Raw genomic sequence first — 20315 nt, 5'->3', positions numbered from 1 at the left:
TCAGAGTGGATGCTGCGCGCATGTCCCCCGAATGGGGGACAGATCGGCCTGATCCAGGCTCGTGGTTCCCAGCTGACGACTGAGCGGGGGCGGCGACTTGCCTAGAGAGACAAGAAAGATCGCGGGATCCGGGCCGACTCGCCTGCGCCGCACGGTCGCCCCCGGCATCCGCTTACCGATGCAGATTACCGCCGGAAGTTCATACATATGAGTGAGGGCTCGTGATCGGGGGAAGTGGGTTCGCCTCGCGACTCCGCTCCCCCCGACCTCGAACCGACGTCTATGTCAGCAGATCGACGCCGATGCCGTGCTCACGCAGACGCTGGCACTGAAGGTGCTGGCGAACTGCGTTCCCCGCCCTTCGCCCGACGCGTCGTCGAGCGTCTGGAGTGACAACAGATATCCCATGGATCTCACCTCCCTCGTTACGAAGGGCGCCGCCGGAGCGAGCGCATCTCGATATCGCGGGGGGAGATCAGATACGGCAGACCCACCAGGACGGGGGTCTCGCCGCGAAGGTGTGCGCGGTAGGCCACCAGGGCCGTGAGCACTCCCGCCGACCCGGTGGCGAGGTCGCAGGAGGCGCGGAGCAGCCCGTCGCCGGCGAAGCGGGTGCCGTCGGGGGAGGAGAGCGAGTGAAGGGAGAGCTGGTCGATGTGCCGGACCAGCGCACCGCTCGACATCGCGTCGGAGCGCCCGACGATCTCGAGCAGGAGCAGGAACTGGATGAGACCGGCGCGCCCCTGGACGAGACCGGACTGGATCGCGAACGGCGCGGATGCTGCCCGCACGATGCCGTCGAGCGACTCGAGGTGGCGTTCGCTCTCGCCGAGGTGCGCGAGCGCGAGGGCGATCACTGCTCCGATGCCCGCCGAACCGTGACCCAGGTACGGGAGCACGCGCCACCCCTCGTTCACCTGCAGCGATGCGTCGGTCGACCGGGCGAGCGAGGCCATGTCGTGCTCCAGGGCGTCCGTGGCGAGACGGAGGTGGCGCCTGTCGCCCGTGCGTTCGTACAGACGCAGCGCGAAGAGCGCGGTGCCCGTCGCGCCGTGCAGCAGGCCACCGCGGCCGGTTGCGACACGGGTCTGCGGCGCGGCGGCGGCCAGACGGTCGCGCAGATCGTCGGCGATGCGCACCGCCGCGTCGAGCATCGGGGGGCTCTCGTCGCTCTCGGCGAGGAATGCCAGACCCACGCCCGGCAGCCCGGAGTAGAGGTCGCTGCCGAGCCCGCTCAGCCTGCCGTCACCGAGCCACTCCGTCGCGCGCTGTGCCGCCGAGCGATCGCCGAGCAGTCCGAACGCCCAGGCCGACCCGGCCGTGCCGTCCATCAGCCCGGCGCGGGGCGCCTGTTCCCGAGCGAGAGCGCGTTCGACCCACGCCCGCTCGAGAGCGAGGTCGGCGTGCCCGGCCAGAAGCAGGGCGGTCATGACGCCGAGGGCTCCATGAGCGACGCCGGTGGAGGGTTCGGCGAACTGCGCGGGGTCGCCCGGCCACAGGCGGTCGTCGCGTTCGAGATCGAGGTCGGCGCGCAGCGCGGCGGCGATTCCGTCGATCGTGCGCGACAGCGCAGCATCCGTCGTCTCGGCAGGGTCGTGGATGCTGCGCGGAGCGCGTTCACGATCTCGCAGGGTCAGAGCGCTCGCCGAACGCTCGACCCAGCCGTTGTCGAGGGAGAATTCCTCCGCCGCCGCGGAGATCAGCTGGTCGGCCTTCGCGTCGTCGAGGGGGAGGAGCGCGGTGAGGGGCAGGAAGACGAAGAGGTCGATGCAGGCGAGCGCATAGAGGTCGCGCGCTCTTCCGCCCCGGCCGTCGGGCGGCACGAAACCGGGGACGCCGATGCCCGCCGAGTCGGGCGCGGAGACGCCGCGTGCCATCTCGAGGTCGATGAGCGCGACGGAGTCGTCGGGCCGCACCATCACGTTGCCGGGATGGAGGTCGCCGTGCACATAGCCCGCGGCATGCAGCTCCGCGATCGCGCGTCGGGTCGCCGCGGTCACGGAGAGCGCCCAGTCGCGGTACTCCGTCCGCGACGTCGCGTCGGCACCGGTGCGCACGAGCGGGTGACGAGCGACGACGGCCGCGTTCAGCGGGGTGCCGTCGATGCGCTCCATGGCGAGGAAGCGGTGCCCGTGCGCCTCGAAGACGCCGACGACGTCGGGGGTCGGAAGGGCCGCGAGCTCCCGCAGCACCCGCTCCTCGTCACGGAGTCGGGTCACCGCGTCGCGGCCGTCGGGAGTGCGCCCGGTGTGGGGACGGGCCTCCTTCACGATGACCGACGCGCCGCCGACGGTGGCCTCGTAGACGCCGCCGGCATTCGAATGGTGCAGCGCCCCCGTGATCGTCGGCAGGCCGGCCGGGGGCGTGAGGTCGAGCGCGCTCAGCTGCTCGCGGAGGAAGCCGGGCATCTGCACCCACGCGGGCACATGGAACGACGCCGACCGCACGTCGGGCTGCCATCGGCCGGTGTCGAGATCACGGACGGCGAGCACGGGGACGCCGTCGACCGTCGCCCAGCGCTTGACGAAGGCGCCGTACCGGACGAACAGCGGACCCTCGCGCCAGCGCAGGTCGGACAGGATGTACGGTGCCGGGGCTCCGCCGAGTCGGGCGTCCAGCTCGACGAGCGCGTCGTGCAGGGCTCGCTCGTCGGGCGGATACACGGTGAGGAACTTCCCCGCGGACGATCGGTCGGCGTCCTTGCCCAGGGAGCGCTCGAGCCGGCTCTGGTCGACGAGCATCTTGAACGCGATCCCGCGGCGGTGACAGAACGCGGCGACCTCGCGCAGCATCCGATCAGCCGTCGACGTCGTCGCGCTGACGTGGATCTTCCATCCCTGCTCGGGAAGGACGGTGCCGCGGAGGCGCCAGAACGACCACGGCCGCTCGATGAGGTGGTCCCACCCGCTCCAGTCGAGATGGCCGGGCACGACGAAGCGTCGACCGCTCGGCGCCCCCGCCCGCGACGGCGCGTCGTAGAACTGTGGATCGGCATTCGCGAACGCCGAATAGTTGGTGTCCACAAGCCCCCCTTGTCACCGTGAACCCCGCGCAGGTCAGTCTGCGATCACGGGCGCTCGAGGGGGGACGGAGCGGATCGTGCGCGAAGGGGGCGCCGCGCATCCGGGGTCGCGCATTGTGGCGCGGCGACTCGATACCAGACCGTCGGACGCCTCGGACGCGCACGAAAATCCGTCGGCAAACTTCATACATATGTATGAGGTGCGAGAGTCAGGACAGGTGGTTGCGCGCTCCCCACAGGGCCAGCTGCGTGCGGTCTTCGAGCCCGACCTTCTTGATCGCGGAGTGCATGTGGGAGCGCACCGTGTGCACGGAGACTCCGAGGTGCTCGGCGATCGCCTCGCTGCTGGTCACGCCCTTCGACAGCACCCCGACCACCCGGCGCTCCGACGCGGTGAGCCGATGGGCGATGGCCCGGTCATCGCGCGACGAACCCCGGCGGACGAACTCCTGCAGCATGGTGGCGGTCACGTGCGACGACACGAGGGCGTGCCCGCGCGCGGCCGCGTGGATCGCCTCGAGCAGCACGTCGGAGTCGTGGCTCTTGAGCAGATATCCGACCGCACCCGAGTCGAGTGCTTCAGAGACGTAGCCGTCGATCGCGAAGCTGGTCATGACGATGACGGCGACGGTCGGATGGTCGGGCGACGTCGTCAGTTCACGGGTGGCTTCGAGTCCGCTCATGCCCGGCATCTGCAGATCCATGAGCACGACGTCGGCGTGCTCGGAGCGCGCCGCGGCCACAGCATCCACCCCGTTGGTGACCTCTCCGACCACCGTGATGCCTGCGGCACCCTCGAGCTGGAGGCGCAGACCCTTGCGGACGGTGCGGTTGTCGTCGGCGATCAGCACGCGGATCGTCGTCTTGCCGCCCATCGGCAACTCCTCGTCTAGTCGATGTGTGCCACCGGGATGCGCACTCGCACGCCCCAGCCGCCGTCGGCGGTGTCCCCGCTGGTCATTGTGCCTCGCAGAAGGTCGATGTGTTCGCGCATTCCCGTGAGGCCCCAGCCCAGGTTGAGGCCGGGGAGGGGCTCGGTACCCGGTCGAGGCGGGTCGTTCTTCACGTGCAGCTCGAGCATCCCGGGCGAGTGCGCGAGATCGACGTCCACGGCTGCACCCGGCGCGTGCTTGGCCGCGTTGGTCAGAGCCTCCTGCAGTGCGCGGTAGGCGGTCGTCGACACGACGGCGGGGAGCTCGTCCATCGGACCCGACGACGCGAACTGCAGCGGCATCCCGCGCTTCTGCCAGTAGGTGACCAGTTCATCGGCACGGCGGAGATCGCGCGTCGCCTCGATGGGCGTCGCGCCGACCGCGCGGAAGTCGGCGAGGGCGCCCGCGAGGCTGGCGGCGGCGAACCTCCCCTCGTTGCGCACGTCTTCGACGAGCTCGAGAGCCCGCTCGGGGTGTTCCGGCGCCAGGCTCATCGCTGCGTCGGTGAGGGCGATGAGACCTGCGAGGTGCTGGCCCGCGACGTCGTGCAGTTCTTGCGCGATGCGCGCTCGCTCCCGTCCGCGGGCCTCCTCCACGCGCTTCTCGTGCTCGCGCCGCGCGGTGTCGGCGCGATGGCGTTCCAGCAGCAGTCGGCGGGTCTGCGCGCCCCACCAGAGCCCGAGCACAGTGGCGCCGCCGGTGATGGCCACGATGCCGACCGCTTCGGCGACGACGAATCCGACAGCGACACCGACGTCGCCGCCGAGTGCGAGCGCCCACAGGAGGAAGCCGACCACGCTGACGACGATGACCGCAGCCAGGGTCAGCAGTGTGCGGACGGGGGCGGCGCGGGTGGCGAGCAGGAAGAGGGCGATCGCGATGACGGCGCGCATGGGCACGAGCCACGAAGGAACGGACAGGCCGAGGGCCAGGGCGAGGTAGATCGCCGTGGTGCCGGCGACGGCCATCACCGGGTGGCGGTCGCAGATCAGCAGCAGAGCGCACTGCGCGGCGCAGCCCACGATCAGCAGCGTGAACATGGCGGGGAGCGGAATCGGAAGGCTCCACTGGCCCTGCGCACTGACGAGGGCGCTGATCGGTACCGACAGCACCTGCACGGCCGTGGCGACGAACACCGTGAGGGCGAAGAGGAGCGCAGCCCGAGGCCTGCCGAGGATACGCCTGTCGAGGGTCTCGGGCTCGGCGAGGATGCCGCCGAGCGATGTCGGCGACCTCAGCGAACTCGAAGACCTGGTTCCGGCTTGAAGAGACACCCCTTCATTGTCGGGGTGCCGCGTGATTCCCGCTCGGCTACTCGAGTGTGGGTGGGAGTGCGAGGACGATCTCGTCGTCGGACGTCGTGCGCGAGACCTCGGTGAAACCGAGCTTCGACAGGAGCGACACGGATGCGGCGTCGTCCGCCCCCACGCGGACGTACAGCGGGCGCTCCGCGACCGTCGCGACGAGCTCGGAGATCCTGGCTCCTCCGTCGTCGGGCAGGTGTCGAAGGTCTATGGGGTCCACGTCGTCACCCTACGCCGGGGGTCGTCCGCACCCCAGGAGAAGTTCCCAGAAATTGCTGTCGCCGGAACCGTCCGTTCATCAGTAGAGTGTTCGCAGTCACGCATTGCGTGGCCTATCCGGGGGGATCCGTCGACGCCCGGGCCTCAGAGCTTCAGCTCGGCCCGGGCGTCGTATGGTTTCCGGGCGCGTTTCGCCGCCGTAACCGCATGCAACGTTTCTGTCACCATCCTTTCGGCGACGACATGTCGACCGTTAGCGTGTCAATGGACCGGCGCAGAAGGCGTCGGCAGCAGCAGAACGGCACGCAATGAGCACGCAGGGCACGGTCAAGTGGTTCAACTCGGAGAAGGGTTTCGGATTCATCGCTCCCGATGACGGCAGCGCGGACGTCTTCGCGCACTACACGGCGATCCAGGCCTCGGGTTACCGCTCCCTGGAAGAGAACCAGCGGGTCGAGTTCGATGTCGCGCAGGGGCCGAAGGGCCTGCAGGCGGAGAACATCAACCCCATCTGAATCACCGCCCGCCCCGGCGGGTACGTCACGATCCGCATCGCCGCGAGATCTCCGGCGGCGATGCGGATCGCCATGCGTGGGAATTCGCGTCATGAACGCCTCATCACTGGGGTCTATGCGAGCTATAACGCATCTCCACCTTCACAGGCGTGAATGCGCGCGGTCGAATGAGCGGGAACAAAGGAGTTCCCATGTCGAATTCGACGTCCGTCGGTCCCGTCGCCGACACCACCCGCAGAGCCGGCGCACTGCAGGGCATCCTGCTTCTCGCCGGCAGCTGCATGCCCGTCCTCGGCTCCGTGCTCATCACCCCGGTGCTTCCCCAGCTCTCGGCGCATTTCGCCGACGTCGCCGGGTCGGAGATCCTCGTGCCGATGATCGTCGCGATCCCGGCGCTGATGATCGCCATCTTCGCGCCGTTCGCCGGCCAGATCGTCGACCGGCTGGGGCGGAAGAACCTGCTCATCGGCGCGATGATCGCCTACGCGCTGGTCGGCACCGCGCCGGCGTGGTTGGAGGGTCTCCCCGAGATCCTCTTCAGCCGCGTGCTGGTCGGTGTGTGCGAGGCGGCGATCATGACCGTCTGCACGACGCTCATCGTCGACTACTTCTTCGAGGAGAGGCGCCGTAACAAGTACCTGGGCCTTCAGACGGTCACCACGACGCTCGCCGCGACCGTCTTCATCATCCTCGGCGGCGCTCTCGGCGTCGGAGGCTGGCACACGCCGTTCTGGGTCTACGCCATCAGCATCGTGGTCGCCGTGCCGATGATCTTCGCGCTGTGGGAGCCGCGCGGCGGTGCGGAGGGCGACCGTCACGCCGCCCCGGGCGAGAAGGTGCGCATCCCCTGGCGCCGGATCGCCGCGCCTCTCGTGATCACGCTCTTCGGCGGCTTCGCCTTCTACGTGCTCATCATCGAGGTCAGCTACCTCGTGGTCGGCACCGGGGTGGACGCCGAGGACACGCGGGTCATCGGCCTGGTCTCGGCCGTCGCGTCGCTCGCGACGGCGATCGCGGGCTTCACCTTCTCGCGTCTGGCGCGGGTGCGACCGGGTTCCCTTCTGCCGCTCGCCTTCGCCCTGCAGGCCGTGGGCATGATCGTGATCTGGGTGGTTCCGGCGCTCGGCGGTGTGATCGCCGGTGCGGTCATCGCCTCGTTCGGATCGGGTCTGCTGCTTCCCTCACTGCTGACGTGGGTGGTCGCGTCCACTCGTTACGAGGAGCGCGGACGCGTCACCGGCTGGTGGACGGCGTCGTTCTACCTCGGTCAGTTCGTGACGCCGATCATCGTGGGGGTGCTCGTCGGGATCCTGGGCGCGCTGAACATCGCGGTCGGAGTGGTGGGCGTGGCCGCCGCGGTCGTCGCGGGGATCACGATGCTGGTGCTCCGGGCGCGCGCGGGAGAGACCGTCGCGCGCTGAGAACGGATGCGTCGAGGCCGCCGTGTCGTCATGACGCGGCGGCTTCGGCGAACAGCTCGCGCATCCAGACGTGCTCGGGATCGTGCGTGTGCACGGGATGCCACCACAGGGCGTTCGTGAGAGGGGTGGCCTCGAACGGGGGCTCGAGCACGCGGACGCCGCCCATCCCGACGACGAGGTCGCTGAGACCGGCCTGCACCATGGCGAGACGCCTGGTGCCGGCGACGAACGGGCCGAGCGACAGGAAGCTCTCGACGACCGCCTCGACGTGCGGTTCCACCCCCAGCTCCTGCAGCTGCCGGCTCGCCGAGGTGTACGCGGTGCGCGACTGGTAGGTGAACACCCAGGGCGAATGGATGATGTCGTCCATCGTGAGCTCGTCGCCGATGGCGTCGTTGGAGGTGGCGGCGATGACGACCCAGTGGTCCTTCGCCAGGGTCATGTGCGGCAGATCGGAGACGAAGCCGTGGGGGATGAGGAGCGCATCGGTCGAGCGCAGTCTCTCGTCGGCCGATTCGATGATCTGCGGCGAGTGGAGAAGGAATCTGAACTTGACCGACGGCGCCCGTTCGCTCGCCAGCCGGGAGACGCGCCGCCCGATCGTCGCGAATCCGTAGTCGGAGCCGTAGACCGAGAACTCCCTCGTCGAGGTCTGCGGGTCCCATTCGGTCTGGCTGTCGAAGATGCGCCGGGCCATCTCCAGGGCGGTCGACGTCTGCTCCGAGAGGCGGACGGCGAGCGGCGTGAGGTCGTACTCGTTGCCGCGGCGCGCGAGGATCGGGTCGCCGAAGTGCGTGCGCAACCGCGCGAGCGAGGCCGACAGGGCGGGCTGGCTCAGCTGAAGGCGCTGTGCGGCCCTCGTGACGCTGCGTTCGGCCAGGAGCGCGTCGAGCGCGATGAGCAGGTTGAGATCGAGCCGGGACAGCGGCGGTTCCGCGGGCATGGGGTCCTCTTCAGCGAGTTCGTCGACGACGGCGTGGACGAGACGACTATAAGTCAGACGGATGCGGCGCATAGCGAACCCGGGATTCCCCGATGTGCAACCGCGGCCGATGCTGGAGACAGGCCCGCCGACGGGCCGGTGTTCCTGAAAGGTCGAAGATGATCAAGCTGCTCTCCCACCTGTCGTACGTCGCCATCACCTCCCCCGACGTCGAGGCGTCGGTGGAGTTCTACAAGACGCAGGTCGGTCTCACCGAGGTGGACCGCGTCGACGGCGCCGTCTATCTGCGCTGCTGGGGCGACTACTACTCCTACTCGCTCGTGGTGCTGCCCGGAGACGAGGCGACGCTGGCCACCATGGCGTGGCGCACCTCCAGCGCCGAGGCGCTCGACAAGGCCGTGCAGCAGATCGAGGCCGCCGGGGTGACCGGCGAGTGGATCGACGCGCACAAGATCGGTCGCGCCTACCGGTTCGTCGGTCCGTACGGACACGACATGACCCTGCACTGGGATGTCACGCGCCACCGCGCCGAGCCCGCGGTCGCCTCGATCTATCCCGACCGTCCCGAGAAGCGCAGCCACGTCGCGGGTGCTCCCCGTCAGCTCGATCACGTGACGGTCGCCGCCAGCGACGTCGACGGGTTCGCACAGTGGTACCGCGACGTGCTCGGCTTCCGGATCATGGCCCGCACCGAGCTGGACGAGGCGCCGATCTCGGTCTTCTCGGTTCTCACGACGAACGAGAAGTCGCACGACCTCGGCGTGGTGCTCGACGGCTCGAGCCGCGCGGGCCGCGTGAACCACTACGCCTTCTGGGTCGATACCCGCGAAGAGCTGCTCATCGCCGCCGACGTCCTGATGGAGCGCGGCACGGGCATGGAGTACGGGCCGTCGATCCACGGCATCGGCGAGCAGAGCTTCCTCTACTACCGCGAGCCCTCGAGCATGCGCATCGAACTGAACACCGGCGGCTACCGCAACTACGTCCCCGACTGGGAGCCCCAGACGTGGAAGCCGTCGTTGGGGTCGAGCAACCTCTACCGCAACGGTGCGATGCCGATGTCGATGACGGAGTCCTTCCCCGCGGCCGACGGCCCCAGCGCGACCGAGGAGGGCGTGCCCGACGAGATCAAGGACGCGCTGCTCAACCCGTACACGCAGCACGGCTGAGCCGAGACACTTCCCGGGGCGGCGAGCCCGCCGCCCCGGGACACCACCGTCAAGACTCGAGGAGGATTCATGACGAACGCCCGCACCACCGCACCCTTCGCCCTCGCCCGCTACCGGCAGGGCGACGACGTCGTTCTGGGCCTCGTCGCCGGCGAGCGGATCCGCCCGCTCGAGGCGGCCGATCTCGGCGCCGCCGACCTCAACGCCTTCCTCGCCGCACCCGACTGGGACCGCCTCGCCGGTCTCGCTCAGACCGAGGGCCCGTGGTCGTCGCTCGACGACGCCACCCTGGTCGCCCCGGTCGAGCCGCGTCAGGTGCTCCAGGCCGGGGCCAACTACCGCACCCATGTCGTGCAGCTCATCATGGGAGGTCTCACCAAGGGCGACCCCGACGGCACCCCCGACGAGATCCGCGCCCGCGCGGAGAAGATCATGGACGTGCGCGCCGCGAGCGGCCGCCCGTTCATCTTCCTGGGGCTCGCGCAATGCGTGGTGGGTGACGACGTCGCCCTCTCGCTCCCGTCGTACAGCGAGGTGCACGACTGGGAACTGGAGCTCGCCGTCGTGATCGGGCGCGAGGCGTTCCGGGTCGACAGGGCAGACGCCCTCGACCATGTCGCCGGCTACACGATCACGAACGACGTCACCACGCGCGATCTCGTCTTCCCGCCCGATGTCGGCGACATCGGCGCCGACTGGTTCCGGTCGAAGAACGCGCCCGGGTTCCTTCCGACGGGTCCCTTCCTCGTCCCCGCGACGTTCGTCGACCCGTCCGACCTGGCGGTGCGTCTCGAGCTCAACGGCGAGGTGATGCAGGATGCGACGACCGCCGAGCTGCTCTTCGACGTCGCGGCGCTCGTCTCCACCGCCTCCCAGACCCTCCCGCTCCTGCCCGGCGACCTCCTCCTCACGGGCAGCCCGGCAGGGAACGGGCAGCACTGGAAGCGCTTCCTGCGCGACGGCGATGTCATGACGGGGACGATCGAGGGGCTCGGCACGCAGGTCGTGCGCTGCGTCGCGGAGGAGTCGGCATGAGCTCGCTCACGGAAGACCCCGCGGGCCTCGACCGCCAGAACCCCGAGGCCGAGATCGCGGTGCGCGCGGAGGCCTACCGCAACTGGGGCCGCTGGGGTGAGGACGATGCGCTCGGCACCCTCAACTTCATCGACGAGGCCAAGCGCGTCGAGGCGGCGGGCCTCGTCTCCGAGGGGCGCGTCGTGTCGCTCTCGCAGTCGTTCGACACCGACGGCCCGCAGAAGGGCTGGCGTCGCCGGATCAACCCGGTGCACACCATGACCGACACCGGCACCGACGCCGAACGGGGCAACCAGCCCTTCCCCCATGGCATCGGCGGCGCCGACGACTACATCACGATGCCGCTGCAGTGCTCCACCCAGTGGGACGGCCTCGGGCACATCTTCGATCACGGCACGGCGTGGAACGGACGGCGTGCCGGTGACGTGGTCACCAGCGACGGCGACCTCGTCACGGGCGTCGAGCACGCAGCATCCGTCATCGTCTCGCGCGGAGTGCTGCTCGACGTCGCCCGGCACCTCAGCCCCGAGACGGGCGAGCTCCCCGACGGGTACGGCATCACCGCCGCCGACCTCGACGCGTGCATCCGGGCGCAGGGGGAGTCGAGTCGCGTCGGACGCGGCGACATCCTGCTCGTGCGCACCGGCAGGCTCGCCCGCGCTCGCCGCGAGGGGTGGAACGACTACGCGGGTGGGAACGCGGCGGGCATCTCGATCACGGCGGCGGGATGGCTGCACCGGTCCGAGATCGCAGCCATCGCGACCGACACCTGGGGCTTCGAGGTGCGTCCGAACGAGTTCGACGTGCCCGCGTTCCAGCCGCTGCACCAGATCGCGATCCCGAACATGGGGCTGACGATCGGCGAGATGTGGGACTTCGACGAGCTCGCCGAGGCGTGCGCCGCACGCGGGCGCTGGGACGTGCTGCTGTCGGCTCCGCCGTTGCCGATCACCGGGGCGGTCGGATCGCCGATCAACCCGGTCGCGATCTTCTGAACGACGCACGACATGACAGGGAACAGAGAGGTTCTGAAATGACCGCAGTGAAGAAGGTGGCGATCGCCGGATCGGGTGTCGCGGGCCTCGCCGCCGGCATCCAACTGGCCAAGGCGGGGGTCGCGGTCGATCTCTTCGAGGCGAAGCCCGAGCTCGGGATCGGCGGGTCGGGCATCTCGTTGCAGGGCAACGCCCTGCGGGTGTTCGACGCGCTCGGCGCGTGGTACGACATCCGCGCGGCCGGGTACGCGTTCGATGGACTGAACCTCCGTGCACCCGGCCCGGGCGCGCCGATCGTCGCCGCGCTCCCCGACGTCAAGACGGGCGGGCCCGACTACCCCGCCGCCATGGGAATGCCTCGGGCTGATCTGGCGCGGATCCTCTTCGCGCACGCCGAGATGGCGGGCGTGCGCACGCGGTTCGGCGCCCACGTCACGGCGGTCGAGCAGAGCGCAGACGCCGTAGAGGTCTTCATCGACCATGAATCGGCCGGTACGTACGACCTCCTGATCGGCGCGGACGGACTCAACTCGACCGTGCGCGAGCTCATCGGCATCGACACCAAACCGGTGAAGAACGGCATGGGCATCTGGCGCACGTTCGTGTCGCGGCCCGCCGAGGTCGAGAAGAGCGAGCTGTACTACGGCGGTCCCGTCTACATCGCGGGCTATACGCCCACGGGGGAGGACTCGATGTACGCCTTCCTCGTCGAGAAGGCGCAGGACCGCGCCGGACTCGGGGCCGAGGAGGCGACCCGGATCATGCTCGAGGAGTCGCGCGCCTACGGCGGACCGTGGGACGCGATCCGCGCCGACCTCGAGGCCGGAGCTCCCGCGAACTACACCTGGTTCACCTCCCACATCGTGCCCGGTCGCTGGAACCGCGGTCGCGTCGTCATCATCGGCGACGCCGCCCACAGCTGCCCTCCGACGATCGCGCAGGGCGCGGCTCAGGGGCTCGAGGACGCGTTCGTGCTCACCGAGCTGCTCACCGGGCGCGCCGCGGTCGACGAGGATCTCTGGGACGAGTTCCACGACCGCCGCATCCCGCGGGCGACGGCCGTGGTCGAGGCATCCCGGCAACTCGCCCAGTGGCAGATCGACGGCGACCGCGACGCGGACGCGGGCGGACTCATCTTCGGCATCGCGCAGAAGATGGCGCAGCCCGCATGAGCGCGCCGATCACCGACGTCCACGCCCACCTGCTCATGCCGGGCCTGCACGCCGAGGTGGAGCGCCGCGCCCCCGAGCTCGTCGCCGAAGCGGCAGCCCTCGACTTCCGGCGCAACGGCGCCGAGAGCCAGGCCGTCTCGGGGCCGATGGTCGGCGCGCGCATCCCGAAGCTCACCGACGTCGCGGTGCGACTGGCGGCGATGGACGCCCAGGGCGTCGACGTGCAGTGGGTCAGCGCCTCACCGAACCACTTCTACCCGTGGGCGCCCGAGGGATTGGCGGTCTGGGCGGCGATGGAGGCGAACCGTCTCATCGCCGAGCACGTCGCGCAGGCTCCGGATCGGCTCGTCGGACTCGGCCTCATCCCGCTGCAGCATCCGTCGCGCATCGTGGAGTACCTCGACGACGCGGTGCTCGGCCGCGGCCTGGCCGGCGTGGAGATCTCGTCGTTCGCCGGAGACGTCGAACTCTCCGACGAGCGGCTCGAACCCTTCTGGGCGCGGGCGGCCGAGCTCGGCTGTGTCGTGTTCCTGCACCCGTTCGGCTGCTCGCTCGACGAGCGGCTCGACCGCTTCTACCTCGCCAATACGGTGGGCCAGCCGACCGAGAACGCCGTGGCGCTGTCGCACCTGATCTTCGCGGGCGTGCTCGACCGGCATCCCGGGCTGCGGCTCGTGGCCGCGCACGGGGGCGGCTACCTGCCCACGGCGATGGGGCGCAGCGACCACGCCTGGCGCGTGCGTCCCGACGCGCGACGCTGCGCCCACGAGCCGTCGAGCTACCTGAAGAAGCTCTGGTTCGACACGGTCGTGCACGACCCGGTGGCGCTCCGCCACCTCGTCGAGGCCGCCGGCCCATCGCAGGTCGTGCTCGGCAGCGACTTCCCGTTCGACATGGGTCTGGACGATCCTGTCGGGTTCGTCCGTTCGTCCGCGCTTGCCGACGACGTCGTCGAGCGTGTGCTCGCCGGCAACGCGCAGGCGCTCCTCACGAGCGGAGTCCGGGTATGAGGATCGCCCGCTGGACACACGCCGGCACCGACGGAGAGGGCTTCGTCATCGGCGATCGCGTGGTGGACTTCCCCGACGCGCTCACCGTGGCCGACGTGCTCGCCCGGGGCCTCGCCGCGACCGGCGAGCTCTTCGAGGCGGTGGCGGATGCTGCGGGCACCCCGCTGCGCGAGGTGCGTCTGCGTGCGCCCCTGGCACCGGCGTCGGTGCGGGACTTCGTCGCGTTCGAGGAGCACGTGGAGGGGGTCAGCGCGGGGGTGGAGGGAAAGAGCCACGTCGCCGACGAATGGTACGAGGCGCCGACGTTCTACTTCACGAACCCGCACACGATCCTCGGTCCTGCGGACGAGGTGTCGCCGCCGGTGACGGAACGGCTCGATTTCGAGCTCGAGGTCGCCGTGGTCGTGGGGGCTGCGGATTCGGCCGACGGCGCGAATCTGACGGCGGACGCCGCATCCCGGCACATCTTCGGATACACGATCATGAACGACTGGTCGGCGCGCGACCTGCAGGCCCGCGAGATGAGGGTGCGGTTGGGGCCCTGCAAGGGAAAGGACTTCGGCACGACCCTCGGTCCGTGGATCGTCACGGCAGATGAGCTGGCGGGCTTCGTCGACCCCGATGGCTTCCTCGCCGTGCGCGCCGAGGTCTACGTCAACGGATCGCTCGTCGGGGAAGACCTGGTCTCGAACGCGGGGTGGACCTTCCCCGAGTTCGTGGCCTACGCCTCGCGCAACTCCCGCGTCGTGCCCGGCGACGTCCTCGGGTCGGGCACGGTCGGCAACGGCGGTTGCCTCGGCGAGCTCTGGGGCCGCAACCAGGAGGTGACGCCGCCACCGCTCCGCGCCGGAGACGAGGTGCGGATGGTCGTCGAGGGCATCGGCGAGATCACCGGGCGCGTGGGGCAGTCGGTTGCGGCACCGTCCCTCCCGCCGGCGCGTAAGCGCTCGCGGGCGCGTCGGCGCTGAGTCGTCGGCTCAGCGCCCGCCGTTCGGAACCAGCAGCAGGGCGCGCAGCTCGTCGACCGTCTCGACGGCTGCCTGCGCGCCCTCCGACTCGTGGGGCCAGCTGAATCCCCAGCGAACGAAGATCACGGGCACGCCGTTCTCGAGGCCGCCCTCGACGTCGTGGTGCCGATCACCGATGAGCACGGGGCGATCGGTGTCGACGCCGGCGACCTCGAGGCGACGAAGGGCCTCGGCGACGATGTCGGACTTGGCGCTCAGCGTGCGCTCGTCGAGGCTCGCGCCCACCATCGCGGTGAACGCGGGCGAGAGCTCGAAGTGCTCCATGAGGGCCGTCACCTGCACCTCGGGCTTGGAGCTCGCCGTCGCCTGGGGGATGCCCGCCGCGGCGATGTCGTGGATGAGCTCTCCGACGCCCGGGAAGAGCATCGCGCTGGAGGTGTACCCCTCGGCCTTGTTGAGCGAGCGGTAGTAGGCGACGGCCTCGGTGGACTGGTCGGGTGTCATGCCCACGTTCACCTGGAACGACTCGAACATCGGCGGGCCGATCCAGTGCGACAGTTCGTCGCGGGTGGGCGGACGCCGGTCGAAGTGGGTCAGGGTGGCGGTCAACCGTCGGAGGATGCCCTCGGACGCATCCACGATGGTGCCGTCGACATCCCAGAGGACGCACGAGAAGGGGGAGCGTTCGGGCATGACTCCCACGCTACCGGCCGCGGGAGGTCAGAAGAGGCGAGGGGCTCCGGAGTCGATGCCCTTCATCTCGTCGTAGTCGAGCGTGACGCAGCGGATGCCGCGGTCGGCGGCGAGCACGCGGGCCTGGGGCTTGATCTCCTGGGCGGCGAAGACACCGGTCACCGGCGCGAGCCCGGGGTCGCGGCCGAGGAGTTCGAGGTAGCGCGTCAGCTGCTCGACGCCGTCGATGTCGCCGCGTCGCTTGACCTCGACCGCGATGGTGCCTCCGGCCGCATCTCGCAGGAGCAGGTCGACCGGCCCGATCGCGGTCGGGTACTCGCGGCGCACCAGGGTCAGGCCGTCGCCCATGATCGAGACCTGCTCCGACAGCAGGCGCTGCAGATCGGCCTCGACGCCGTCCTTGATGAGTCCCGGATCGATGCCGAGCTCGTGGTTCGAGTCGTGGAGCACCTCGTGGATGCGCACGACGAGCGCGTCGCCCGACTTCGCGTGGGTCACCCGCCACTGCTGCACGACGCCGTCTTCGGCGGCCTCCGCATCCGGCACCTCCAGCGTGAGGGTGCACGGCGGGCTCATCCAGTTCAGCGGCTTGTACGAGCCGCCGTCGGAGTGCACCAGGAGGCTCCCGTCGCCCTTGTGGACGAGCAGACGGGTGGCGAGGGGGAGATGCGCGTTGAGGCGGCCGGAGTAGTCGACCGAGCAGCGGGCGATGACGAGACGCACCCGACGAGCCTAGCCCGCCGCCGAGACGCCTCCGGGCGGGCGAGGTGCGGGGGTGTTCGCCATACTTTCCGGCGAATGCCTCCACGAATCGATACGGTCATTCGCCGGAATGTGTCACATTCCGTGCTCGGGAAGAGGCTGGGGAGCGGCCGGGGCGGGCGGGCGTGCGGCACCCGAGGATATTTCGGCGGCTCAGCCCGCGACCGACGACATCGCGTCGAACAGCCCGAGCTCGGTGGCGGCCGCCCGGAGCACGAGGAACCCCACGATCCCCAGGATCCACGCGGTGTTCTCCGCCGCCGTGCGCTGCAGCCATGCGGCGAGTCTGCGCAGCGGAGCGTCCACGATCCGCGCCGCGACGAGCCGCAGGAGGAGCAGGAGCAGCGCGGGGGCGATCATCACCGCGCAGTAGCCCGCGAGAGCGCCGACCTGCGCGGGGAGGGGCAGCGCCGCTTCGGCGAGCATCGTCATCCCGAGGATGTAGGGGACCATCGTCGCCACCTCGACCACACCCGCGGCGACGGCCACCCCCATGATCGCGGTGCGCGGTGCGCTCTCGGAGAGCAGGCGCTCGCGCCAGCGGCTGAGCCTGCCGGGCGCCTCGTCCTCCCTCCCGACCTCCTCGGCCGCACCGCCGGGGGCGGCGGCGACCTTGCTCTTCGCCCGTGAGCCGGTGGGCATGACGATCGCCGTGGCGAGGAGGGCGCCGCCGATGATGAGCCGCGTCACGCGTCCCGGGGTCGAGGAGAGGAAGTCGCCCGCGGCGTCCACGACGTTGACGAGGCCCGTCAGGAAGAGCAGTCCGACGATCAGGTAGAAGACCGCGATGGTGCCGAGGTACAGCAGCATCCGGCCGCCGCGCACCCGTCCCGGAACCAGGAGGAAGAACAGCGGGATGAGGAGCGTGCCGATGCTCAGGCCGTCGAGGAGGGCGAGCAGCACCAGCGCGAGGGGCAGCGGTACGCCGGGAAGGATGTCCATCCCGCCAGCATCGGACCCGCCCGTCTCCACAGCATCGGGCCGAAGGCGGAGGCGATCGCCCCGGGGTCTCCGCCTTTCGGACGAGGTGCGGCCCGCGGCCCTGTGATTGCATGAAGCGATGACGTCCGGAATCGTCGGCGCTCGCCGCCACGCGCTGTCGTGGATCACGAGCCACCGCCGACCGGTCGACGCGACGGTCTACGTGCTGGTCGCCGTGGCCGCCGCGGTTCTTCAGCTCGCGGGGCTGTGGGAGTTCTTCTCGCTGCTCGCCGTGCCCGTCTCTGCCTGGTGGACGCTGGCGACTGCCCTCCCCGCGTGCGTGGTCGTCCTCTTCCGCGATCGGTTCCCTCTCGCCGCGCTGCTGGCGGCGGTGGTGATCCTCCTCGTTGATCTGCTCACGGTGGGCGGGCTCGTGCCGCTCCTGGTCGTGCTCGACACCCTCTACGCGGCGACCCGGGACGCCTCCGCCCGACGGCGCCGCATCATCCTCGTCGCCGTCGCCCTGGCGGTCGTCGTCGTCGCCGGCGCCGCGCTCGCTGCGACGGGCGAGGTGCGGATCGCCGCCGTCATGGCTCTGCAGATGGGGGCGCTCCTCGGCACCACCTACTGGTACGGCACCGCCGTCGCGCAGTCGCGTGAGCTCGTGACGCTGCACCGTCAGCGCGCGGAGGATGCCGAGGCCCTCGCCGCCGGGGCGCGCCAGGCTGCGGTGCAGAGCGAACGCGAGGCGATGGCGCGCGAACTGCACGATCTGGTCGCCGGCCACGTCTCGGCCATGGCGATCCGAGCCGAGGCGTCGCTGGCCTCGACCGCCGACCCCGGCCGCGATCGAGCGGCCCTCCGGGCGGTGCGCGATTCCGGACTCGACGCCCACGAGGCGCTTCGCACGATGATCTCCGTGCTGCGCGCGCCCGGAACCGATATCGCCGCCCCGCGGCGGCGCGAGGATGTGGCGGGTCTCGTCGAGGCGGCCCGGTCGTCGGGGCTGCGCATCACCGTGCACGACGAGATCCGCGGGCCTTTGCCCGGCCCGGTGGACCAGGCCACCGCGAGGATCGTGCAGGAAGCGTTGGCGAACTGCCTCCGTCACGCCGCCGGCGCCGTCGTCGACCTGCACCTCACCGAGGACGACGCGGAGGTGAAGGTCCGCGTCGACTCGCGCGGTGGCACCACACTCGGTCACCCGGGTCTCGAAGGGAGCGGATGGGGGCTCGAGCTCATCCGCGAGAGGGCCCGTGCCCTCGGCGGCGATCTCACAGCGGGGGAGGACGGTGAGGGATGGACGGTGCGAGCGCGCCTGCCCAAGACGGCGTCGGTATGACGGGCGGCGACCGCCGGCGTGCCACGGTGCTCGTCGCCGACGACCACGGAGCCATCCGCGAGGGGCTTCGGATCATCCTCGAGGCGAACGGGTTCGAGGTCGTGGGTGAGGCCGCCGACGGCGAGGTGGCGGTGCGCAACGCCGCCGCCCTCCGACCCGACGTCGTGCTGATGGATCTGAGGATGCCGCGCACCGACGGTGTCGTGGCGACGGCCCGCATCGTCGCGGACGGCTCGAGCGACGTGCTGGTGCTCACGAGCTTCGACGAGGACGAGCTGGTGACCGGCGCCCTCGAGGCGGGGGCGGTCGGCTTCCTGCTCAAGACGGCCGATGCTGCCACGCTCGTCGACGCCGTGGGACGTGTCGCGCGCGGCGAGGGGGTCCTCGACCCCCGCGTGACGCGGCGCGCCCTCGGGCTGATCGGGCGCGGCGCCGATCCGGTCGTGGCCCCGCCGGTGCCGGGCCTCACCGTTCGCGAGGCGGAAGTGCTCGACGCGATGCGCGACGGGTTCTCGAATGCCCAGATCGCGGAGCAGCTGAGGATCACCGTGCCGACCGTCAAGAGCCATGTCTCGAGCGTGCTGGCGAAGCTGGGGGCGCGCAGCCGCTCGCACGCGGTCGCGATCGCCCGCGGCCATGGCTGAGCGCGGCGGTCAGCTCTCCACGCGCTCGCGAGCGGCCGGGACGAGCGGGCGTGCGGCGCCCGAGAAGAGCCCGGATGCCACGATCAGCCCGACGACGATGAACAGCGTCTCGAGCAGACCGATGTGCTCGCTGATGAATCCGAGGATCGGCGGACCGCAGAGGAACGCGACGTAGCCGATGGTGGCGGCAGCGCTCACGCGAGTGGCGGCGTGGGCGGGGTCGTCGGCGGCGGCCGACATGCCGAGCGGGAAGCCGAGCGATGCCCCGGCGCCCCACAGCGCCGCGCCGACGAAGACCAGCGGCAGAGTCGGGGCGAGGATGAACAGCAGCAGGCCCGCCGCGGCGGTGAGAGCGAGGACGCGGAGCACCATCACCCTGCCGAAGCGATCGACGAGCGGTCCGCCGAAGACGCGGAACACGGTCATCGCGATCGAGAAGACGGCGAGGCCGGCAGCGCCGAGCGCCTGGTCGGCGTCGTGCCCGTCGACGAGGGCGAGGGGCAGCCAGTCGTTCGCGCCGCCCTCGGCGAAGGCCATGCCGAGCATCACCACGCCCAGCGCGTACGTGCGCGGCTCGCGCCACGCCGACATCGCGGTGTGGAGGCGCTCGCGCCAGCCCCGCGGGGCGCTCGTCGCCTGCTCGTCGCCGGTGATCTCGCGTGCCGGGACGTTCGCGACGCTGACGACGGCGATGACGACGATGAGAACGGCGATGATGCTCGCGTGGGCGACGACCGCGAGGTCCATCGCCACGGCGGCGACGCCGAGGCCGGCACCGATCACGGTGCCGAAACTGAAGAACGCGTGGAAGAGGGGGAGGATCGTCTTCCCGGTCTGCTTCTCGATGGCCGCACCCTCGACGTTCATCATCACGTCGACCGAGCCGTTGCCGAATCCGAACAGGGCGAGACCGATGAGCACGACCGGATAGGAGTGCACGAGGTCGGTGCCGACGCCGATGACCGTGACGCCGACCGCGACGAGCAGCAGTCCGCCCAGCATCCCCCTCTTCGCACCCAGTCGCGCCAGCACGATGGGCGCGACCGAGAGCCCGAGGATCGAGGCGACGCCCATCCCCAGCAGCAGCAGACCGATCTGGATGTTGTCGACGCCGAGCGACTGCTTGATCGCCGGAACGCGGGACGCCCACGTGGCGATGCTGAGCCCGCTCGCGAGGAAGATCGCGAAGATCGCCGTGCGCCAGCGCACGATCTGCGACGGCGAGAGGTCGGTGTCCATTCGAGGAGC

The 20315-nt window shown here is 70.4% G+C and carries 20 protein-coding genes; 10 read left to right on the top strand and 10 right to left on the bottom strand.

The window, feature by feature from the left end; genetic code table 11:
- Positions 1-285: 285 nt before the first annotated feature.
- The 5 genes from FVP77_RS16845 to FVP77_RS11615 all read right to left on the bottom strand — a co-directional run bounded on the left by FVP77_RS16845 (position 286) and on the right by FVP77_RS11615 (position 5478).
- Positions 286-408 (bottom strand): class III lanthipeptide, encoded by a 123-nt coding sequence (locus tag FVP77_RS16845; protein ID WP_187266917.1) that lies wholly within the window; start codon positions 406-408, stop codon positions 286-288.
- A 17-nt stretch (positions 409-425) separates the two neighbouring features.
- A complete protein-coding gene (gene lanKC / locus FVP77_RS11630) occupies positions 426-3023 on the bottom strand; it encodes a class III lanthionine synthetase LanKC (protein WP_147894775.1) in 2598 nt (865 codons plus the stop codon).
- Positions 3024-3231: 208 nt separating this feature from the next.
- A complete protein-coding gene (locus tag FVP77_RS11625) occupies positions 3232-3897 on the bottom strand; it encodes a response regulator transcription factor (RefSeq protein WP_121151060.1) in 666 nt (221 codons plus the stop codon).
- A 14-nt stretch (positions 3898-3911) separates the two neighbouring features.
- Positions 3912-5228: a sensor histidine kinase gene (locus FVP77_RS11620; RefSeq protein WP_147894774.1), complete on the bottom strand. Its 1317-nt coding sequence runs from the start codon at positions 5226-5228 to the stop codon at positions 3912-3914.
- A gap of 37 nt (positions 5229-5265) precedes the next feature.
- Complete coding sequence (locus tag FVP77_RS11615; RefSeq protein WP_147894773.1) at positions 5266-5478, bottom strand: hypothetical protein; 213 nt, start codon at positions 5476-5478, stop codon at positions 5266-5268.
- 307 nt (positions 5479-5785) lie between these two features.
- On the opposite strand from FVP77_RS11615, the gene FVP77_RS11610 reads away from it, so the two are divergent.
- Both FVP77_RS11610 and FVP77_RS11605 read left to right on the top strand, forming a co-directional pair.
- On the top strand, positions 5786-5992 hold the full coding sequence (locus FVP77_RS11610; RefSeq protein WP_116646995.1) for a cold-shock protein: 207 nt from the start codon (positions 5786-5788) through the stop codon (positions 5990-5992).
- Between the two features lie 191 nt (positions 5993-6183).
- Positions 6184-7413 (top strand): MFS transporter, encoded by a 1230-nt coding sequence (locus FVP77_RS11605; RefSeq protein ID WP_147894772.1) that lies wholly within the window; start codon positions 6184-6186, stop codon positions 7411-7413.
- A gap of 28 nt (positions 7414-7441) precedes the next feature.
- Here FVP77_RS11605 and FVP77_RS11600 read toward each other — a convergent pair whose 3' ends face one another.
- On the bottom strand, positions 7442-8356 hold the full coding sequence (locus FVP77_RS11600) for a LysR family transcriptional regulator (protein ID WP_147894771.1): 915 nt from the start codon (positions 8354-8356) through the stop codon (positions 7442-7444).
- Between the two features lie 158 nt (positions 8357-8514).
- Between FVP77_RS11600 and FVP77_RS11595 the strand changes: the two genes are divergently transcribed.
- From FVP77_RS11595 to FVP77_RS11570, 6 genes are all read left to right on the top strand, one after another.
- Complete coding sequence (locus tag FVP77_RS11595) at positions 8515-9525, top strand: VOC family protein (protein WP_147894770.1); 1011 nt, start codon at positions 8515-8517, stop codon at positions 9523-9525.
- Positions 9526-9594: 69 nt separating this feature from the next.
- The gene (locus FVP77_RS11590; RefSeq protein ID WP_147894769.1) at positions 9595-10560 is read left to right on the top strand and encodes a fumarylacetoacetate hydrolase family protein; all 966 of its coding nucleotides are present in this window, start codon (positions 9595-9597) and stop codon (positions 10558-10560) included.
- Positions 10557-11555, top strand: a complete 999-nt coding sequence (locus FVP77_RS11585; protein ID WP_147894768.1) for a cyclase family protein — start codon at positions 10557-10559, stop codon at positions 11553-11555. Before FVP77_RS11590 ends, FVP77_RS11585 begins: the two co-directional genes overlap by 4 nt.
- A 38-nt stretch (positions 11556-11593) precedes the next feature.
- Positions 11594-12727 (top strand): FAD-dependent monooxygenase, encoded by a 1134-nt coding sequence (locus FVP77_RS11580; protein ID WP_147894767.1) that lies wholly within the window; start codon positions 11594-11596, stop codon positions 12725-12727.
- On the top strand, positions 12724-13737 hold the full coding sequence (locus FVP77_RS11575) for an amidohydrolase family protein (RefSeq protein WP_147894766.1): 1014 nt from the start codon (positions 12724-12726) through the stop codon (positions 13735-13737). The genes FVP77_RS11580 and FVP77_RS11575 overlap by 4 nt, the downstream gene beginning before the upstream one ends.
- The gene (locus FVP77_RS11570) at positions 13734-14705 is read left to right on the top strand and encodes a fumarylacetoacetate hydrolase family protein (RefSeq protein WP_147894765.1); all 972 of its coding nucleotides are present in this window, start codon (positions 13734-13736) and stop codon (positions 14703-14705) included. The genes FVP77_RS11575 and FVP77_RS11570 overlap by 4 nt, the downstream gene beginning before the upstream one ends.
- 9 nt (positions 14706-14714) lie before the next feature.
- Here FVP77_RS11570 and FVP77_RS11565 read toward each other — a convergent pair whose 3' ends face one another.
- The 3 genes from FVP77_RS11565 to FVP77_RS11555 form a co-directional block, all read right to left on the bottom strand.
- A complete protein-coding gene (locus tag FVP77_RS11565; protein ID WP_147894764.1) occupies positions 14715-15398 on the bottom strand; it encodes an HAD hydrolase-like protein in 684 nt (227 codons plus the stop codon).
- Positions 15399-15425: 27 nt separating this feature from the next.
- A complete protein-coding gene (gene nucS / locus FVP77_RS11560; protein WP_147894763.1) occupies positions 15426-16121 on the bottom strand; it encodes an endonuclease NucS in 696 nt (231 codons plus the stop codon).
- A gap of 192 nt (positions 16122-16313) precedes the next feature.
- Positions 16314-17102 (bottom strand): GAP family protein, encoded by a 789-nt coding sequence (locus tag FVP77_RS11555; RefSeq protein WP_147894762.1) that lies wholly within the window; start codon positions 17100-17102, stop codon positions 16314-16316.
- Positions 17103-17220: 118 nt separating this feature from the next.
- Between FVP77_RS11555 and FVP77_RS11550 the strand changes: the two genes are divergently transcribed.
- Both FVP77_RS11550 and FVP77_RS11545 read left to right on the top strand, forming a co-directional pair.
- The gene (locus FVP77_RS11550; RefSeq protein WP_147894761.1) at positions 17221-18423 is read left to right on the top strand and encodes a sensor histidine kinase; all 1203 of its coding nucleotides are present in this window, start codon (positions 17221-17223) and stop codon (positions 18421-18423) included.
- Positions 18420-19067 (top strand): response regulator transcription factor, encoded by a 648-nt coding sequence (locus FVP77_RS11545; RefSeq protein WP_147895644.1) that lies wholly within the window; start codon positions 18420-18422, stop codon positions 19065-19067. The genes FVP77_RS11550 and FVP77_RS11545 overlap by 4 nt, the downstream gene beginning before the upstream one ends.
- Before the next feature lie 9 nt (positions 19068-19076).
- On the opposite strand, the gene FVP77_RS11540 is transcribed toward FVP77_RS11545, so the two are convergent.
- Entirely contained in the window at positions 19077-20306 is a 1230-nt protein-coding gene (locus tag FVP77_RS11540; protein ID WP_147894760.1) for an MFS transporter, read from the bottom strand.
- Positions 20307-20315: the final 9 nt, after the last annotated feature.

Source organism: Microbacterium hatanonis (genome assembly GCF_008017415.1).
Classification (GTDB): Bacteria; Actinomycetota; Actinomycetes; order Actinomycetales; family Microbacteriaceae; genus Microbacterium; species Microbacterium hatanonis.
This window is presented reverse-complemented; position numbering and strand designations above follow the sequence as displayed.

What these genes read in the sequence shown, in the direction of transcription:
- FVP77_RS16845 (WP_187266917.1), bottom strand. Translation starts at nt 408, where the DNA reads ATGGGATATCTGTTGTCACTCCAGACGCTCGACGACGCGTCGGGCGAA.
- FVP77_RS11625 (WP_121151060.1), bottom strand. Translation starts at nt 3,897, where the DNA reads ATGGGCGGCAAGACGACGATCCGCGTGCTGATCGCCGACGACAACCGC.
- FVP77_RS11610 (WP_116646995.1), top strand. Translation starts at nt 5,786, where the DNA reads ATGAGCACGCAGGGCACGGTCAAGTGGTTCAACTCGGAGAAGGGTTTC.
- FVP77_RS11605 (WP_147894772.1), top strand. Translation starts at nt 6,184, where the DNA reads ATGTCGAATTCGACGTCCGTCGGTCCCGTCGCCGACACCACCCGCAGA.
- FVP77_RS11600 (WP_147894771.1), bottom strand. Translation starts at nt 8,356, where the DNA reads ATGCCCGCGGAACCGCCGCTGTCCCGGCTCGATCTCAACCTGCTCATC.
- FVP77_RS11595 (WP_147894770.1), top strand. Translation starts at nt 8,515, where the DNA reads ATGATCAAGCTGCTCTCCCACCTGTCGTACGTCGCCATCACCTCCCCC.
- FVP77_RS11590 (WP_147894769.1), top strand. Translation starts at nt 9,595, where the DNA reads ATGACGAACGCCCGCACCACCGCACCCTTCGCCCTCGCCCGCTACCGG.
- FVP77_RS11585 (WP_147894768.1), top strand. Translation starts at nt 10,557, where the DNA reads ATGAGCTCGCTCACGGAAGACCCCGCGGGCCTCGACCGCCAGAACCCC.
- FVP77_RS11580 (WP_147894767.1), top strand. Translation starts at nt 11,594, where the DNA reads ATGACCGCAGTGAAGAAGGTGGCGATCGCCGGATCGGGTGTCGCGGGC.
- FVP77_RS11575 (WP_147894766.1), top strand. Translation starts at nt 12,724, where the DNA reads ATGAGCGCGCCGATCACCGACGTCCACGCCCACCTGCTCATGCCGGGC.
- FVP77_RS11570 (WP_147894765.1), top strand. Translation starts at nt 13,734, where the DNA reads ATGAGGATCGCCCGCTGGACACACGCCGGCACCGACGGAGAGGGCTTC.
- FVP77_RS11565 (WP_147894764.1), bottom strand. Translation starts at nt 15,398, where the DNA reads ATGCCCGAACGCTCCCCCTTCTCGTGCGTCCTCTGGGATGTCGACGGC.
- FVP77_RS11555 (WP_147894762.1), bottom strand. Translation starts at nt 17,102, where the DNA reads ATGGACATCCTTCCCGGCGTACCGCTGCCCCTCGCGCTGGTGCTGCTC.
- FVP77_RS11550 (WP_147894761.1), top strand. Translation starts at nt 17,221, where the DNA reads ATGACGTCCGGAATCGTCGGCGCTCGCCGCCACGCGCTGTCGTGGATC.
- FVP77_RS11545 (WP_147895644.1), top strand. Translation starts at nt 18,420, where the DNA reads ATGACGGGCGGCGACCGCCGGCGTGCCACGGTGCTCGTCGCCGACGAC.
- FVP77_RS11540 (WP_147894760.1), bottom strand. Translation starts at nt 20,306, where the DNA reads ATGGACACCGACCTCTCGCCGTCGCAGATCGTGCGCTGGCGCACGGCG.